Origin of the sequence: Lacticaseibacillus jixiensis (assembly GCF_042847315.1) — a bacterium.
In the GTDB taxonomy this organism is placed as follows: Bacteria; Bacillota; Bacilli; order Lactobacillales; family Lactobacillaceae; genus Lacticaseibacillus; species Lacticaseibacillus jixiensis.
The window spans coordinates 93,403-108,966 of record NZ_BAAFPR010000001.1 but is presented as its reverse complement, the minus strand read 5'-3'; the positions used below and the strand labels follow the sequence as shown (position 1 = coordinate 108,966).

Annotated in this window: 13 protein-coding genes; 7 read left to right on the top strand and 6 right to left on the bottom strand. The window is 53.0% G+C overall.

Annotation, left to right across the window (positions count from 1 at the left end; translation table 11 throughout):
• Positions 1-31 precede the first annotated feature (31 nt).
• The 3 genes from ACGG90_RS00510 to ACGG90_RS00500 all read left to right on the top strand — a co-directional run bounded on the left by ACGG90_RS00510 (position 32) and on the right by ACGG90_RS00500 (position 2,652).
• Positions 32-454 (top strand): 6-pyruvoyl trahydropterin synthase family protein, encoded by a 423-nt coding sequence (locus ACGG90_RS00510; protein ID WP_390404458.1) that lies wholly within the window; start codon positions 32-34, stop codon positions 452-454.
• Entirely contained in the window at positions 454-1,065 is a 612-nt protein-coding gene (locus tag ACGG90_RS00505; protein WP_390404455.1) for a 7-carboxy-7-deazaguanine synthase QueE, read from the top strand. Before ACGG90_RS00510 ends, ACGG90_RS00505 begins: the two co-directional genes overlap by 1 nt.
• A gap of 153 nt (positions 1,066-1,218) precedes the next feature.
• Positions 1,219-2,652: an MFS transporter gene (locus ACGG90_RS00500; RefSeq protein ID WP_390404453.1), complete on the top strand. Its 1,434-nt coding sequence runs from the start codon at positions 1,219-1,221 to the stop codon at positions 2,650-2,652.
• An 85-nt stretch (positions 2,653-2,737) separates the two neighbouring features.
• Here ACGG90_RS00500 and ACGG90_RS00495 read toward each other — a convergent pair whose 3' ends face one another.
• Positions 2,738-3,862 (bottom strand): alpha-L-fucosidase, encoded by a 1,125-nt coding sequence (locus ACGG90_RS00495; RefSeq protein ID WP_390404450.1) that lies wholly within the window; start codon positions 3,860-3,862, stop codon positions 2,738-2,740.
• A 19-nt stretch (positions 3,863-3,881) separates the two neighbouring features.
• Complete coding sequence (locus ACGG90_RS00490; protein WP_390404448.1) at positions 3,882-6,263, bottom strand: glycoside hydrolase family 3 C-terminal domain-containing protein; 2,382 nt, start codon at positions 6,261-6,263, stop codon at positions 3,882-3,884.
• A gap of 109 nt (positions 6,264-6,372) precedes the next feature.
• Between ACGG90_RS00490 and ACGG90_RS00485 the strand changes: the two genes are divergently transcribed.
• Positions 6,373-9,516: a DEAD/DEAH box helicase gene (locus tag ACGG90_RS00485; RefSeq protein ID WP_390404445.1), complete on the top strand. Its 3,144-nt coding sequence runs from the start codon at positions 6,373-6,375 to the stop codon at positions 9,514-9,516.
• Between the two features lie 74 nt (positions 9,517-9,590).
• Here the strand turns inward: ACGG90_RS00485 and ACGG90_RS00480 are convergent, their stop codons facing one another.
• The gene (locus ACGG90_RS00480; protein ID WP_390404443.1) at positions 9,591-10,367 is read right to left on the bottom strand and encodes an acetoin reductase; all 777 of its coding nucleotides are present in this window, start codon (positions 10,365-10,367) and stop codon (positions 9,591-9,593) included.
• Between the two features lie 408 nt (positions 10,368-10,775).
• Between ACGG90_RS00480 and ACGG90_RS00475 the strand changes: the two genes are divergently transcribed.
• Both ACGG90_RS00475 and ACGG90_RS00470 read left to right on the top strand, forming a co-directional pair.
• A complete protein-coding gene (locus tag ACGG90_RS00475; protein ID WP_390404441.1) occupies positions 10,776-11,306 on the top strand; it encodes a hypothetical protein in 531 nt (176 codons plus the stop codon).
• 134 nt (positions 11,307-11,440) lie between these two features.
• Positions 11,441-12,325: a magnesium transporter CorA family protein gene (locus tag ACGG90_RS00470; RefSeq protein ID WP_390404438.1), complete on the top strand. Its 885-nt coding sequence runs from the start codon at positions 11,441-11,443 to the stop codon at positions 12,323-12,325.
• Between the two features lie 69 nt (positions 12,326-12,394).
• Here ACGG90_RS00470 and ACGG90_RS00465 read toward each other — a convergent pair whose 3' ends face one another.
• Both ACGG90_RS00465 and ACGG90_RS00460 read right to left on the bottom strand, forming a co-directional pair.
• Positions 12,395-13,579 (bottom strand): MFS transporter, encoded by a 1,185-nt coding sequence (locus ACGG90_RS00465; RefSeq protein ID WP_390404436.1) that lies wholly within the window; start codon positions 13,577-13,579, stop codon positions 12,395-12,397.
• 170 nt (positions 13,580-13,749) lie between these two features.
• A complete protein-coding gene (locus ACGG90_RS00460; protein ID WP_390404433.1) occupies positions 13,750-14,307 on the bottom strand; it encodes a LysE family transporter in 558 nt (185 codons plus the stop codon).
• Between the two features lie 134 nt (positions 14,308-14,441).
• On the opposite strand from ACGG90_RS00460, the gene ACGG90_RS00455 reads away from it, so the two are divergent.
• Entirely contained in the window at positions 14,442-14,849 is a 408-nt protein-coding gene (locus ACGG90_RS00455) for a MarR family winged helix-turn-helix transcriptional regulator (RefSeq protein WP_390404430.1), read from the top strand.
• A 49-nt stretch (positions 14,850-14,898) separates the two neighbouring features.
• On the opposite strand, the gene ACGG90_RS00450 is transcribed toward ACGG90_RS00455, so the two are convergent.
• Positions 14,899-15,522 carry a hypothetical protein gene (locus ACGG90_RS00450; RefSeq protein ID WP_390404427.1) on the bottom strand — a complete coding sequence of 208 codons (624 nt, stop codon included), beginning with the start codon at positions 15,520-15,522 and terminating at the stop codon, positions 14,899-14,901.
• Between the last annotated feature and the right edge of the window lie 42 nt (positions 15,523-15,564).

Genomic DNA, 15,564 nt, shown 5'->3' with positions numbered 1-15,564 from the left:
TCCCACCTGCAAAATAAAAGGAGCATTTACGATGCAAATTGATAAACAGTTTAAATTCGAAGCCGCCCATTGCCTGGATGGCCATGCTGGCAAGTGCAACAACTTACACGGCCATTCTTATCGCTTCACCGTGACCTTAGCCGGGGATTTGATCGCCAGCGGTTCCAGTGCCGGCATGGTGTGTGATTTTGGCGACATCAGCCGCGTGGTCAAAGCCCAGGTCTTGGCCAAGTTGGATCACAGCTTCATCTACGATCGCAATAATGCCAACGAAGCGCAAATCGCTGAGTTGTTGCATCAGTTAGGTAAGAAAGTCTATGCCATGGACACGCGGTCCACTGCCGAGCATTTGTGCCAAGAAATCGCCAGTTTGATCCAGCCGCAGTTGCCGGCTTTGACGCAAGTGACGGTGTATGAAACGGTCAGCGGCAGCGCCAGTTGGGCGGTGAAATGATGGATTGGCCAATTGTTGAGATTTTTGAATCCCGCCAAGGCGAAGGCTTTAATACTGGGCGGCTGGCGACGTTTATCCGCTTGGGGCGCTGCAACTTGAATTGTCCATGGTGTGATACCAATTACACGCAATTTACGCGCATGGATGCGCCAACGATCTTGGCGGCGATTGCCGATCTTGCCAACCGCTTCTTTGTCATCACCGGCGGCGAACCAACCATTCAGCCGCACCTCAGCGAATTTGTGGCGATCCTCAAGCAGCATTATCCTAAAGCTTTGGTGGCCATTGAAACCAACGGCTTGCTGGAACCCCCAGCCAATATCGATTACATCGCCACCAGTCCCAAGCGCTTATATGCCAAGCAATATGAGCGCCGGCATTTGTCACATGCCGATGAGGTGCGGATCGTGGTCGATGAACCAGCCGCGATGGCCGAGTTTTGTGTGCAGATCCAGCAGCTGATCCCGGCGACGCGCTATTATTTGTCGCCTTGTGAAACAAACGGTGAATTTAACTTAGCTGAAACGATTGCGGTGTTAGGCGCATTGAATGAAGCTGGCGGCCAGTGGCTGTTGAGTTTGCAAACCCATAAATTGATCGGGATCCACTGACGATCACACCTGCATCGGGCCTCGATTTGTGAGGGCAAGATGCAGGTGTGATTTTTATCTTTCATGGCATCTGTTTGAAGGCGAGGCAGGGTATAATAATGACGGACAATGATTGCTGCGTCGCCGGCTTTGTGCCGGGGAAAGGAAACTTTCATGACAGTACAACAGCCGCCTTTACAACCAGCCCCACCGCCGCAAACCCGTCCTCGTGAGCGGCTCACTTATTGGCTGTACTTTACCGGCCAAGCGATGGGGTACATGGTTTTAACCGCTTTTTCCACGACGTATTTGATGATGAACGGGGTCGATGTTGGTGCTGTAGCCACGGCGATGTTTATCGCCAAACTGTGGGATGTTTTCGCCGATGCCTTGTTTGGGATCTTGTATGACAAGGTGCACTGGCCAAGCGGCAACAAAGCACTGCCGTGGTTGCGGCTGGCCAGCTTCACGGTACCGATCACGACCTTGGTGTTGTTTCTGATTCCCAGCGGTTTGACTGCGACGATGAAGCTGGTGTGGTTTGTGATTGCCTATATTGTTTGGGACACCAGCTACACGATGAGCGATGTGCCGATTTATGCCATGATCACCAGCATGACGGCGCAAGTCAATGAGCGCAATTCCATCCTGGCGCTGGCGCGGTTATTTGCGCTGGCAGGCAGCTTTGTGGTCAGTGTCGTTGGCCCGATTTTGGTGTCTGAGCAAGTGGGGATGAGTTTTCCGGCGATGGTAGCGGTGATCGCAGTGCTCATTGTGCTTTTCATGTTTCCCGTATCGATGTTTGGCAAAGAGCGGATCAAGGTCCGGCAAGACACACAGAATCATTACCGCTTCAAAGATATCAGCCATTACCTGCGGACCAATAAGTTTCTTGGAATTTATTATTTAGGCTACTTGTTTTGGGGCCTGACGCAAACTGATCAAGTCGTTGGGCTGTTTACGGCGTATTATTTGTTCGGCACGGCGCTGTTTGCGACGCTCACAACGCTGCTGGTGGCGGTGCCGACCATTCTTTTCTCACCGTTTATGGGGCGGATCCTCAAGCGCATCGACAAGTTCAAGTTGTTTTATTACAGCATGATCGCCTTGGCGATCTTGGCATTTGCCATGTATTTCGTGGGCTATGCCAATCCCGTGCTGTATCTGGTGATGGTGGTGCTGCGAGCGATCCCCATCGGGCTGATCGGGGTGCTGGGGCTGACCTTCACGCCAGACATCGTTGAATATGGCCAATACCAGACGCACATCGATGCACGCGGCATTGCGTTTGCCGTTCAATCCTTTGCTGCCAAGCTGGCTTCGATGAATGCGCCGCTGGGCTTGGCGGTGTTAAGCTGGTTTGGTTGGAAGCGTATCAGCGCAAGTTCTTTTGCCGCTTTGGCAGCTGAGCATGTCAGTCAAAGTGCCAGTGCCTTAAGCGGGCTTTGGGCCGTGACCGCCTTAGTGCCTGCCATTGGGGCGCTGCTGGCAGTGATCCCGCTGACGTTCTACAAGCTCAATGACCATGACGTTCAGTTAATGACCAAGGTCAATGCTGGTGAGCTCGATCGCCAAGCTGCCCAGCAGCAAATGAAGCATCAATACTGAAAGCAAACGTGCGGCCCAGTGCCGCACGTTTTTAATACAAAAAGCCGCCACGCGTACGTGACGGCTGATTGAGCAAACAGATTACTCACCATGGCTGGCTTGCCAGCTCGGCTAAGACCTTGGCTTGTGGCGCTGGCAAACTGCCATCGGCTTTGGGCCCGACATTCAGCAGCAAGCGCCCGCGCTTGGCGCGTGCTTCGACGATCATCTGGCGCACCTGCGCGGCGGTGATGAAATCGCTGGGACGGGCGGCTTGGTTGTAGCCAAAAGAGTAATCCATTCCCCGCGTGATTTCGTAATAATCAGGCGCCCCGGTCCAAACGGTGTGATATTCCAGCGTTCGATAATCATAGTACTTTGGTGCTGCGCTTTTGTGGGTGCGGGATTGGTGCCAGTTGACATAAGCGCCAGCCGCGTTAAATAGCGGGTACAGTGATCTGTGGCGCAGCCAGCTTGGATAATCGCTCCAGCGGTCATCGACCATACCTTCAGCAACCGCGGCGTAATAATCCGCAAATAACTGCGGCAAGCGCGCGTCTTTGGGGTAGCCGATATCACTCCACAAGATATCTGGGTGGTAGCGCGCGATCAGTTCATGCCACTGCTCCCACACATAATCACGATATTGCTTTGAATGGTCAGATCCCAACAGCAGCGTGGCGGCACTTTGGATGCGGTCGTGTTTGAACGCCCAGTCCAATAAACTGGAATAGTACACGCCAAAGCGCATTCCCCGCGCCCGCACCGCTTTAGCCAGTGCCCCAACAAAATCAAAACCCAAATGGTAATCAGGCTGATGCGGGTTTGGCACCTGCGTGTCATACATCACAAATCCGTCATGATGTTTGGTGACCACCACCACATACTTGGCATGCGCTGCCGCAAAGGCGTCAGCCCATGCGTCAACGTCGACTTGGCGCGCAGTTTGCTTAAAGGTGTCAGCAAATGCCGCATATGGGGCAGTGCCGTAATGTTCGCGGTGGTATTGACCAGTGGGTCCGCTGGGAAAAAGCATCGAATTTGCGTACCACTCCGCATAAGGCTGATGCTTGAACTGTTCGTATAAAGTCGGGTGCTTGCCAGGGCCAGTGACTGGTTTTGGCGCAAACGCTGGGACACTGTACAGTCCCCAATGAATGAAGATCCCAAAATCAGCGGCTTCAAACCAAGCCGGTGCCTGGTGGCGGTGAATGTTGATCTGATCCATCATAATCCCTCCTGTGACGTGGTTAGGTTTTGCCGACGTGCTTGCCATGATTGGCTAAGCCGACCAGTAAGTCGACCATCCACAACTTCAAACTGCCGCCGCTTTGTTGCGCCAGGCGCACCAGCGGCGTGTCCCATACGATCGTTGCCAGAAATTGGCCTTCAGGCGAATCTGAGGCGGTGCCGTCGTTTTTCTGCATGTTGGCGATCACGGCTTTGGCCACCAAGCGCGCGACAATCGAGAATTTAGCTAAATCACGCGGCACGCTTAGTCTGGTGAAGGTTCCTGGCCGCGGAGTCGGCAGCGGGGCTTGGACCAAGCCGCTTAAGGCGGTGAAGTCTGCAACGCGCGGCAAGCCGGTTGGTTGCCGATACCACGTTGGCGCTTCGATGCGAAAAGCTGGTGCGTCAACGGTTAGCGGCAGTTTGGCAATCAAATCGCGACTGCTGGTGCCAACATTCACGTACCACTTGCCGCCGGCCAGCGTAAATTGTTGCCGAGCGTCATCCCAGCGTGACAAAGCGTGCTTGGCCAATGGGATGGTGATGGTTTGGGTTTGCCCTGGCTCCAGCCATACTTTCTTGAAGGCCGCCAGCGTTTGCAGCGGAACCAGCTGATCTTGGTCGCAAGCACTGACATAAATTTGGATAACTTCTGCGCCGCGCAAGTTGCCGGTGTTGGTCACATTCACCGTCACGCTTAAGCTTTGATCGGCTGCACTGAGCTGCGTGGTGCTCAGGCGCGCTTGGCTCAAGGCAAAAGTCGTATAACTTAACCCGAAGCCAAAAGGAAACGCCACGGCTTGGTGAGCTTTATCATAGTAGCGATAGCCCACATACAAACTTTCTGCATAAGGTACCGACAATGGGTGTTTGCCATATAATCCACTGGATGGCACATCGGCATAACGCAGCGGATAAGTTTCTGCCAACTTGCCAGATGGCGATACTGCCCCAAACAATAGGCGCTCAGCTGCCGCGCCGACTGCTTCGCCACCGAGAAATAAGTTGAGGATCGCCTTAGCGTCTGGGGCCCATTGGGTGCTGACCACTGACCCAGCCACTAATAATACGACAAGGTTGGCATTCACTTGTGCTACGGCGTGCAATAACGCGATTTGCGCTTTTGGCAACGCCAAATCAGTGCGGTCGCTGCCTTCCGCTTCTGCCGTTGCCGGCAAGCCCAGCACCATGATCACATCATCTGCCGCTGCGGCCGCTGCTTTGGCCTGCTGGATCAAATCAGGGTCTTGGGTGTCGTCATCGAGTGCATAACCAGGCGCATAGGTAAAGGCGTGGCCAGCTGCTTTGAGACCAGCGAGAATAGAAATGGTTTGCGGGGTGGTGATGTGTGATGAGCCGGCGCCTTGAATGCGCGTTTGGTCGGCTAAAGCTCCGATCACAGCAAGCTTGCGCCTTGGCTGCAAAGGCAGAAGCCCGTCGTTTTTCATGAGTACTGCTGAGCCTTCCTCGATTTGCTGGGCTAAGCCAATATGCGCTTGCAACAAAGCCTCGCGCTTGCCAACAAAAGCCGGCCGCTTGCGTTGAGCAAGTGCGGCGATGTTGGTGACCGCGCGGGTCAAGGCGGTGCGGTTAAGCTGGCCGTTTTTGAGTGCCGCCAAGGCCGCTTTGTCAAACAAATGACCGGAGCTGGGCATTTCCAAGTCGGTGCCGGCGTTAAGGGCTTTGACTTTGTCATTAAGTGCGCCCCAGTCAGACACCACCGCGCCGGTAAAACCCCATTGGCCGCGCAGCACCGTATCCAGCAGGTACGCATGATCGCTCATATACGTGCCGTTAAGCAAGTTGTAGGCGATCATCACTGTTTCTGGTTGGCTTTGCGTAACAGCTAAGCGGAATGCTTCCAGGTACAATTCATGCAGTGCCGTAGCGTCGATCAGCGAATCTGAGCGCAGCCGGTCAGTTTCTTGACTGTTGCCGGCATAATGTTTCAGCGACGCGCCGACACCGTGGGCTTGCAAGCCTTGGATCCAAGCTGTGGCCAAGGTGCCGGCTAACAGCGGATCTTCTGAGAAATATTCAAAATTACGCCCGCCTAAGGGGTTGCGCTTGATGTTGACACCAGGCCCAAGCACCACGTCGACGTTTAGCGAGCGGGCTTCTTCGGCGATCGCAGCGCCCATTTGCGTCAATAAATCCAGGTCCCAACTGCACGCCGAAGCACTGGCGGTGGGAAAGGCAGTGGCTGGCACGGCTTCGTTGATGCCTAAGTGATCAGCCGTTTGCGCTTGGTAGCGCAGCCCATGCGGCCCGTCACTCATGCGAATGGCGGCAATGCCGGCGACGGCTTCACTGCGCCAGAAATCCTGACCAGAAGTGAGCTTGATGGCATCTTGGTCGGATAGCTCACGGGCAGATCCGCCTAAGTTGAGCTTGATGGTCATACAAACACCCCCAATTCTTAACTTGAGAATAACACGTCGTTGCGGTTGTGTAACGCGCCGACATTGGTTTTTGTTATAATAGACGTATTCTAGAAATTCGAGGTCGAAAATGTCAAAGCGAATCATGCCCAGTACTATGTGGCAACGCGGCCGTGCGCTTGTCGCTTCAGATAAGGTCCAAATCATTGCCATTGATCCTGATATGGGAATGGTGGAAGCCACAGTTTATGGGACCTATGCTTATGATGTGGTGTTAGGCATCGACCAAGCCGAAGACAATTGCTCATGCCCATATTTTGCAGAACATGGGTATTGCAAGCATGTCGCCGCAGTTGAGGTGTATTTCACTGCGCATGGCGAATCCATCGACGAAGTCCTTGGCGTCGACAGTCCGGCCGGTGCGCACCCCAGTGATGCCAAGCGCTTCATTGAAGACTTGGAGCTGGGTGATATCCAGTATTTCAAAGGCTTGGATGATGCTGCGCAAGAGCGGCTGCGCTTAGAGGTGACCTTGGTGTGCCATCCGTATATGGATGCGCATTACCACCGCACCATGCGCTTCATGGTCAAGTTAAGGATCGGCGGGCCAGACAACAACCGCTTCTTAGTGGTGCGCAATATTCAAGATTTCTTTGTGGATTACATCAATCGTGATCGTTATGCCACCGGCGGCAAAAGCAGCTTCGACTTGGCCCCAGCCGCCTTTGCGCCAGCAGAGCGCGAGTTGTTGCAAACCATTATCGATGCGCCGACCCCGGATCAATATGCCATGGGGTATGACAGCACCTACCGCCAGTATGTTGTGTTGGCAGCAGGGGACTTTGCACGGCTTAAAGACGTCTGGGGCCAGCTTGAGTTCTTGCAGTTTCAACCTGTGGCTAGTGGTGAAACTTATGACACATTGACGATTTTGCCCTTTGCGCCAGATCTAGGCCTATGGGAAGCGGCAGTCACCCCAGACGAAACCGGTTACACCTTGAAAGTCGACTGGCATTTTGAAACTGCCGTTGAGACAGAGCATTTCTTGATCAGCGGTAATCGCTGCATTCAATGCGAATCGCCAGTGTTAGGCATCATGAGTCAGATCCAGCGCGCTTTGCCAGATGCCAAGCAGCTGCACTTTGCCCAAGACGAAGTCGAAGCGTTGCAGACTTTTCTGGTGCAATTTAAGCTGATCGGAACCGTGGATGCACCAAAGACGCTGGCGCCAGCTTCGATGACGGCGCATTTTGACTTGGACCGCGACGCGGATGCGATCACCTTAATGCTGGGCTTTGAATACGATGGCCAAGTTTATCCGGCATCAACGATTGCCACGCATGCTGATATGCCGCGCAACCACGCCAAAGAACAACAAGCCCGCGATTATCTCAAGGCGCTGGGCTTTGTGCATGAACGCAGCGGCTGGCGCAAGGCTTTTGGCGACAGTGCCGCGCTGTATCGCTTCTATGTCGCCGAATTGCCCAACCTCAAGCATAATGGGGTGGTGACGACGACACCGGCGTTAGACGCCATGGTGGTGGATGCCGCAGACCAACAGCCGCAAATCAAAGTCTCACAAGCTGCCGGGTTGTTGTCGATCGCCTTTTCAATGGCGGGGATCAAGCCTGATGAAGTGGCGTCGGTACTGACGCAGTTAGATCAATCGCGGCCGTATTTGACCCGGCCGGATGGCAGTTTGGTGATTGTCGATGATCAGCTCAAAGCCACAGCCAAGGCTTTATCGCGGGTGCGTCAAGCCGCCAAGTTCGATGCGCAAGGCGTGGTGCAGGTGCCGGCTTCGCAAAGTCTGGCGGTACAAGCGGCTTTTGGCGAAACCGCTGAATTTGACCAGCACTTCAAGCAGCTGGTCGCAGACTTGACCCATCCAGAAACGTATCCGCTGGGTGATGCCTTAACCGGGATCCATGCCGCCTTGCGTCCGTATCAACAAGTCGGCGTGCGCTGGCTGGAAATGCTTGATGCCCATGGTTTCGGCGGGATCTTAGCCGATGAAATGGGTTTAGGCAAAACGCTGCAGATGATCACATTCTTGCATCATCATCGCGGCGGCCACACCTTGGTGGTGGCGCCGGCGTCTTTATTGTACAACTGGCAAGCGGAATTCACGAAATTTGCACCAAACATGCATGTGGCTGTGGTGGCCGGCACCAAAGCCGAACGCAGCCAACAAATCAAAGCGGCTAATGCCGATGTGCTGATCACCAGCTACAATCAAGCGCGCTTAGACGTCAGCGACTATGCGCAACAAGCACTGACTTATTTGGTGTTAGACGAAGCCCAATATGTCAAAAACGCCGGCTCCAAAACTAACCAGGCCTTGCGCAAATTGCAGCCGCAAGCGACTTTTGCCTTGTCTGGGACGCCGATTGAGAATCGCAAAGAAGAACTGTGGGCGATTTTTGCCTTGGTGTTGCCAGGCTTGTTGCCAAGCAAGAATGCCTTTAATCAACTGACGCCGGAAGAAATCGCCGTGCGCGTGCGGCCGTTCATCTTGCGGCGTGAGAAAGCCGCGGTATTGAAGGACTTGCCGCCGAAGGTTGAAACCAATCTCACCAACGACATGACCAAGGCTCAAAAAACCGTTTATCTGGCCCAACTGCAACAAATGCAAGTCAAGGTGCGCGGCTTAAGCAACGACGCGCTGGTCAAGAACAAACTGGAGATCTTAGCCGGATTGACGCGCTTGCGTCAAATCTGTGACACGCCAAGCTTGTACCTGCCGGATTATAAAGGCGGCTCTGGCAAATTAGAACTGTTGGCCGATTTGTTGCAAGAAGCCGCCGATAATCACCGCCATGTCTTGATCTTCTCACAATTCACCACGATGTTAAGCCAGATCCAAGCTTTGTTAGATGCGGCGCATTTGCCGAGTTATGTGCTGAAAGGCGACACCAAAGCCAAAGACCGCATGACCATGGTGGAGCGCTTTAATGCCGGGGAGAAGGCCTTCTTCTTGATCTCGTTGAAAGCCGGCGGCACCGGGTTGAACTTGACTGGGGCGGATATGGTGTTGTTAGTGGATCTGTGGTGGAATCCGGCGGTAGAAGACCAAGCCATTGCCCGCGCGCACCGCATCGGCCAGAAACACGCCGTCGATGTGTATCGCTTGATCACCAAAGGCACCATCGAAGAACAAATCGTTAACTTGCAAGCCAAAAAGCGCGACTTGGTGGATACGATCATGGCCGGTACGGCTAATAAAGCTGGCTTAACCACCGAAGACATTAAGCTGATTTTAGGCATCGACTAGCGAAAATAAGCCACAAGGCCCCCCTTGGCAATTTGCCAAGAGGGGCTTTGTGATCAAATCGTTGATGTTGTGTTTTATAGCAAACCGCCGCCATCAACGGCATAGGTTTGGCCGGTGATGAAGTCAGCTTGCGGGCTGGCCAAGAAGCTGACCATATTGGCGATATCATTTGGCACCACGGTGCGGCCTAGCGGAATAGTGCCGACGTAATCGGCTTTGTTTTGGCCAAGCGGCTTGCCGTTGATTTCAGACATCTTGCGGTCGATTTCGTCCCACATGCCGGTGGTCCCGACCACGCCTGGGGCATAAGCGTTGACGTTGATGTGTGCTGGGGCAAGTTCATTGGCCGCGGCTTGGGTCAAGGAAACAACTGCGGCTTTAGTTGAGGAATATGTCGCCCATACTGGGAAGGCATGCAAGCCGGCAATTGAGCTGGCGTTGATGATGCGGCCTGGCACACCGAGTTCTTTGAACTTCTTGGCAGCCGCTTGAATGCCGTAAACGACGCCGAAGACGTTGATCTTGTAGCTGAATTCCAAGTCGGCTGGCTTGATGTCTTCGATTTTGTCAACTTTAGCCACGCCGGCGTTGTTGACCATCACGTCAAAGCCGCCTAATTTGGCAGCCGCTTCATCAACTGCGGCTTGTACCGCTTGTTGGTCGGTGACGTCAACTGTCACAAAGATCGCCTTGCGACCCAAGTCTTGGACTTCTTTGATGACGCCTTGGGCTTTTTCGGCTTGGCCGGCTAAGTCGGCAACGGCGATATCAAACCCGTCTTTGGCGAGGTGACGACTGATTTCAGCGCCGATCCCTTGAGCAGCGCCTGTAACAAAAGCAACTTTTGACATGTGTATATCCCCCTAAATGCGATATTTTGAACAAACCAAGTATATTCTGATTGTAAGCGATTTACAAGCAGTCAAATCAATTTGATACCGATTTATTGGAAGCAAAGTAGGGTGGTATAGGGCAGAATTACAATACCAATCCGGTTTCATTCAAAAGCGGCGACACTGGCGCTGAGCCCAATTTTCCGCCAAAAAATACGCTGGAATGTGGTTCTTTGTGAAGAATTCTCGTAAATGTGGCCATGAAGTGGGTGGATTCGTCACTTGATGATGAAAGCTGGCGCAAGTTTTGGTATAATGTCTTTTGTATTCGGGGGGAATAATATATATGCATAACACATTGAGAAAACAAGCACTTGCCGTCGATCCGAACATCATTAAGCGCCGATGAGCAAGGAGGACACACAATTGCAGAATACATTGGTGATGCACAGTCTTTGGGGCCTAGGCACGGTAGTTGAGGTCACAGGCGATTATCTCAGCGTCCATTTCATGATGGGCAAGACCAAATCGTTTACGATCAGCAAGGCCGTTGCCAGCGGCGAGATCCGCTTGCTTGATGCCCGTGCGCAAGCCGCTTACGCCAAGCGCCAGCATGAACCGCCGCGCTTTGCCGTGACAGTTGGGACCAGCTTAAGCAACGCTGAATTAGTGGCGACCTTGGCGGTTTCGGCAAGAGGCGCCGTGCGCCAACTCGCAGGCGATGCGCTGGTGGCAGTGGCGGAACTGGATGACAACGCGGCTTTGATTTGCAGCGCCGGCGCCACCGCTTGTCAGCAGGTGCGCCAAGCCAAAGTGGTGCATGTTTTTGAATATACCCCACATCATCAATATATCTATCGCGGTGTGGCCAAAGCCGTGGGTGAAGTGCAGCGCGTCTTAGCACCGACGCCGAAACAGCCTAAGCGCATGGTCAGCCAAGTGACGTTGACCATTTAATTATGACAACAATCAATTTAAACAGGCCTGCAGCAATCCTGATAACGGATCGCTGCAGGCCTGTTGCTGTATTAGCTTGCGCGTGCAAGGGCAAATGGCAGTTTGGTACACTGGTATTAAGAGAGGTGAAGACCATGGAACAAACGCAGGCCCTTGCAGGTTTTGTTTGGCACGACTTGACGCAACCGACGACTAGTGAACTAGACGCTTTGACGCAACGCTTGGCCTTGCCGGAACACTTCGTTGCTGCCATCAAGGATGAATACGAACAGCCGCGCCTTGATACCAGCGATCCGCGGATGACTTTGCTGGTGTTGCGGATCCCGCAAGCTTTTGAAAGTGTGACTGACGTGAGTACGTATCGCACGGTGCCGATCACGCTGGTCGTTGGCAGCGGCTGGCTGGCGTCGGTGAGTTTGCATGATGCGCTAGCGCCTGCTTTGCAAACTACCCTTGCTGCCAGTGATGACCCGCTGAGTGCCGCCTTGGCGGCTTTGCAGTGGACAATTGCCGAATATGATCATGTGTTAGATGATCTCAGTCCGCGTGTGCAGCAAATGGAAGGCCGCGTGGCAGAAGCGTCACACAACCGCTTGTTGTATGAAGTCATGGCTTTGGAGAAGGCGCTGGTGCATTTGACCGGGGCATTGGTTGCCTATCAGCGGTTAAGCCAAGCGTTAACGGATTCGCGCTGGCAGGCCAAACAGCCAGTGGCCATCGCCGAGCTGACGGTGGCGACCAATCAAGTGTTGAGTATCGCCGAAGCAACCGAAGAGATCTTGGATCAATACAATACCGCGATTTCTTCGGTGATCGGCAATAACTTGAACTTGATCATGAAGGTGTTGACCAGCGTGTCGATCATCTTGGCGATCCCGCCGATCATCAGCGGCATTTGGGGGCAAAACACTTGGCTGCCATGGGAGAAGCCGATGTATGGCTTCTGGGTCGTGTTGGCATTGAGTGTCACGTTGAGTGTGGCAGTGGCGTGGTGGCTGCGCAAGAAACGGTATTTGTAACCAGTAAACAATCGGCGCCTGACTGTGAATTTGCCAGTCAGGCGCCGATTGTTTTCATGGTTAACGTGATCAGCTATGGGCCAGCTGCTTGGGTTCCGGCCAGCCGAAATGGCCGATGATCGCAATGGCCAAGAAGCCAACGGCCACTGCGCAAACGCCAGACCAGCCCCAATGGCTCCAGGCCCAAGTCGCGCAAAGCGTGGCCAAGGATCCGCCGAGAAAATAACTGAACATAAAGACGGAATTGTTGCGGCTGTTGGTTTCTTTACCCAAAGCCTGCACGATGGCTTGATTAGATACTTGGCCAAATTGAGTCCCTAGATCTAAGGCGATGATGCCGATGATCAAGCCGATCAAGGCATGCCCGAACAGCCAAAAAATCACAAACGCCAGCGTTGAAAAACCAATACCCATGCCAATTGTCAAGCGTGGCGAATAATGATCAACCATGCGCCCAATCACCGAGGCAAATAAGATCCCGGTAATGCCTAACAACCCCATTGCCCCAGCGGCAGTGGCGCCCAGGTGAAACTGGGCTTGTAAGTAGAAGGCCAACGTCGCCCATAACACATTCGAGGTGCCAAACAAGGCAAAGCCATTGATCGCAGCACCTTGCAAGTGTTTCTGGCTGCGCAATAAATGCGGCAAGCTGGCCAATACAGCTAGATATGAACGATCAACATGTCCGCGGAAATCTTGCGGCAAGCGCTTTTGCAAAACCACTAGCAAGATGACTTGCGCAATGGCAGCCAGCAAGTAGACATTCTGCCAAGCCATGATGCCGGCGATCAAACCAGCAATGGCCCGAGACAATAAGATCCCAGTCAACAAACCGCTTAACACATTGCCTAATACCGCACCGGTGCGCATGCCATGTGTCAAGGCGGCGGTGAAGGGGATGATCATTTGCGGTGCCACTGAGGTGATGCCGATCAACAACGACGCGATGGCAAACACCGTGATGTTCGGGGCCAAATATGCCGCTAACAAGGCGAATACCGCCAAGCCGATCATGAATTTGATCAAATGATTGCGATCGAATTTATCGCCTAAAGGCACCAAGAACAACAACCCGCAGGCATAGCCTAGTTGCGTCAACATTGCCACGGCGCCAACAGTGGCCTTAGACACTGCAAACGATTCGGCGATCAACGGCTCTAAAGGCTGGATATAGTTGAGATTGGCGACCACCACCGCCGTGGCGACCGCTAGTAATAAGACGTTAGATTTAGATAATGATGTTTTCACAAGCACGGTCCTTCCTTTCCCTGATCAAGCAACAGCAATCAAGGCGTCAGGACTTTCAAAGCGCATCGCGAGCCAATGATAAATGGGGTCCTGCCAGACATTTCCTGCCTGCAGCTGATCTCATTTATCTTCTCACAACCTGTAATCATCATGCAAATGCGAATGAAAACGGGTTATCACCGCCACAAATCAACTGCTGAAAACACCAACAAAGCAGCGACCACACCATTGATCAAGCGGAAATGCTGATGATAGAAGCGGTTGATCAATTGGCCGCCGCCAGTCCAAGCAAAGGTCCCAAGCGAGCCGATCACAACCATGACCACAAGCCGAATCGGCAAGGCGCTCATGAGCCCAGGCAGGCTGAAGGCGCCTAAGCCGGTGATGAAGTACAAATAACACTTGATATTGGTAAATTGCAGCAATAGTCCGGTGATGAAACTATCTGAATCAGCACCTTCATCGTTAGGCCGACTGATGGCCACATGATAAGCCAGATACAATAAGTACGCGGCGCCAATGACTTTCATCACGGTGATGAAAGTCGGGGTATGTTGCAGCCAATCGGCAAAAATCGCCGCGACGATGCCGATGATCGCCATGCCGCAAGCCATCCCTAAGTTTAAGCGAATGCTGCGCGACAAGCCGCGCGTTTGGCCAGAAACCATGGCCATGATGGTGTTGGGTCCAGGGGTGAATGACATAATCAAGACAAAAGTAAGAAAAACCAGCATAAGCAGCCTCCGGTGATCATTGCAGGTGCAATGAGTTAATAGCATGAGTGTAGTCGAAACTAATTGCAAATGCAACGACTTTTGCCACTTTTATCTGGCCGATAAAGCCGGTATAATCAAAGCGAGGTGAGCTTATGTTTGATGTGATCCGTGAAATTGGCGCTATCACGCGCTTGATCCAGACGAAAAGCAACGCCGAATTCCGCGCGGTGGGTTTGGACAATAATGCCTTCATTTACGTGATCCGTGCTTGTGAGCAGCCAGGAATGTTCATGGGCGAGTTGGCCGATTCAGTACAAATCGATCGCACCACCGCGTTTCGGACTTTGCAGAAAATGGTTACTGCCGGCTGGTTTGAATTGCGCCAAGACGAAAGTGACAAGCGATTGCGGCGCGTTTATCCCACTGCCAAAGCTCAAGCAATCTATCCGCGGCTGCACGCTTTTGAACAAGCACGCTCAGATCATTTGCTCAGCGGATTGTCAGCCAAAGAACGCGAGCAGCTCACGCGGTTGATTAAGAAGCTCAAAACCGAATCGTAAGCGTCGGCTGTACGCAAGAAAATAATAACAGGTCTCAAATCTCCCCAAACTAAGGGATGTTTGAGGCCTGTTTGGGTTTGAGCGGGCTTAATGCCAAATAAGCGGCGCTGGTTTGCATGGTGGCTTGATGAATGGCCAACAAGGTTTGTTCGGCCATGGCTGCAGTCACTGCTGGTTGGGCAAGCCAACTGGCAATGAAGCCGGCGATTGCCGCGGCCAAATATGCGGTGTTCAAGCGGTTGGTTGCGCTGTCGGCCACCTTGGACAAGGCGCGGTCGCCTGCCAATACCGTGGTTTCGATGACGTTGGTTAATTGTTTCTGGAAACTCCCATCGTCATTGGCCAATAAGACGGTCAGTGTTTGACGCTGTGCGGTGACGCCTTCAATGATGTTTTTGACGTATTGATGTTGGGTTTGGGTATCGATTTGCGCCAAATTCGTGGCAACCGGGCGAAAGGCATGGGCAATGGCGGCCAAAACTTCACCGATAATGTGATCTTGCAGCGCAGATAGATCCACATAGTGCTGATAGAAAGTGTTGCGGGCGCATTGCGCCACGGTGCACAATTGTCGCACCGTGATCGACTGGCAGGCATGTTCTGCCAGCAAGGTCAGATAGGCTTGTTTGAGATTTGCTTCAGTTTTGCGATAACGCAGATCATTCTTGTTCATTAATTTCTCCTTAACGGACATTATACCAGTTAAGTGACACTT

Bases quoted from the DNA above. Each gene is read 5' to 3' on its own strand.
- ACGG90_RS00450 (WP_390404427.1), bottom strand. From the start codon at position 15,522: ATGAACAAGAATGATCTGCGTTATCGCAAAACTGAAGCAAATCTCAAA.
- ACGG90_RS00455 (WP_390404430.1), top strand. From the start codon at position 14,442: ATGTTTGATGTGATCCGTGAAATTGGCGCTATCACGCGCTTGATCCAG.
- ACGG90_RS00495 (WP_390404450.1), bottom strand. From the start codon at position 3,862: ATGATGGATCAGATCAACATTCACCGCCACCAGGCACCGGCTTGGTTT.
- ACGG90_RS00510 (WP_390404458.1), top strand. From the start codon at position 32: ATGCAAATTGATAAACAGTTTAAATTCGAAGCCGCCCATTGCCTGGAT.
- ACGG90_RS00470 (WP_390404438.1), top strand. From the start codon at position 11,441: ATGGAACAAACGCAGGCCCTTGCAGGTTTTGTTTGGCACGACTTGACG.
- ACGG90_RS00485 (WP_390404445.1), top strand. From the start codon at position 6,373: ATGTCAAAGCGAATCATGCCCAGTACTATGTGGCAACGCGGCCGTGCG.
- ACGG90_RS00460 (WP_390404433.1), bottom strand. From the start codon at position 14,307: ATGCTGGTTTTTCTTACTTTTGTCTTGATTATGTCATTCACCCCTGGA.
- ACGG90_RS00490 (WP_390404448.1), bottom strand. From the start codon at position 6,263: ATGACCATCAAGCTCAACTTAGGCGGATCTGCCCGTGAGCTATCCGAC.
- ACGG90_RS00500 (WP_390404453.1), top strand. From the start codon at position 1,219: ATGACAGTACAACAGCCGCCTTTACAACCAGCCCCACCGCCGCAAACC.
- ACGG90_RS00505 (WP_390404455.1), top strand. From the start codon at position 454: ATGGATTGGCCAATTGTTGAGATTTTTGAATCCCGCCAAGGCGAAGGC.
- ACGG90_RS00480 (WP_390404443.1), bottom strand. From the start codon at position 10,367: ATGTCAAAAGTTGCTTTTGTTACAGGCGCTGCTCAAGGGATCGGCGCT.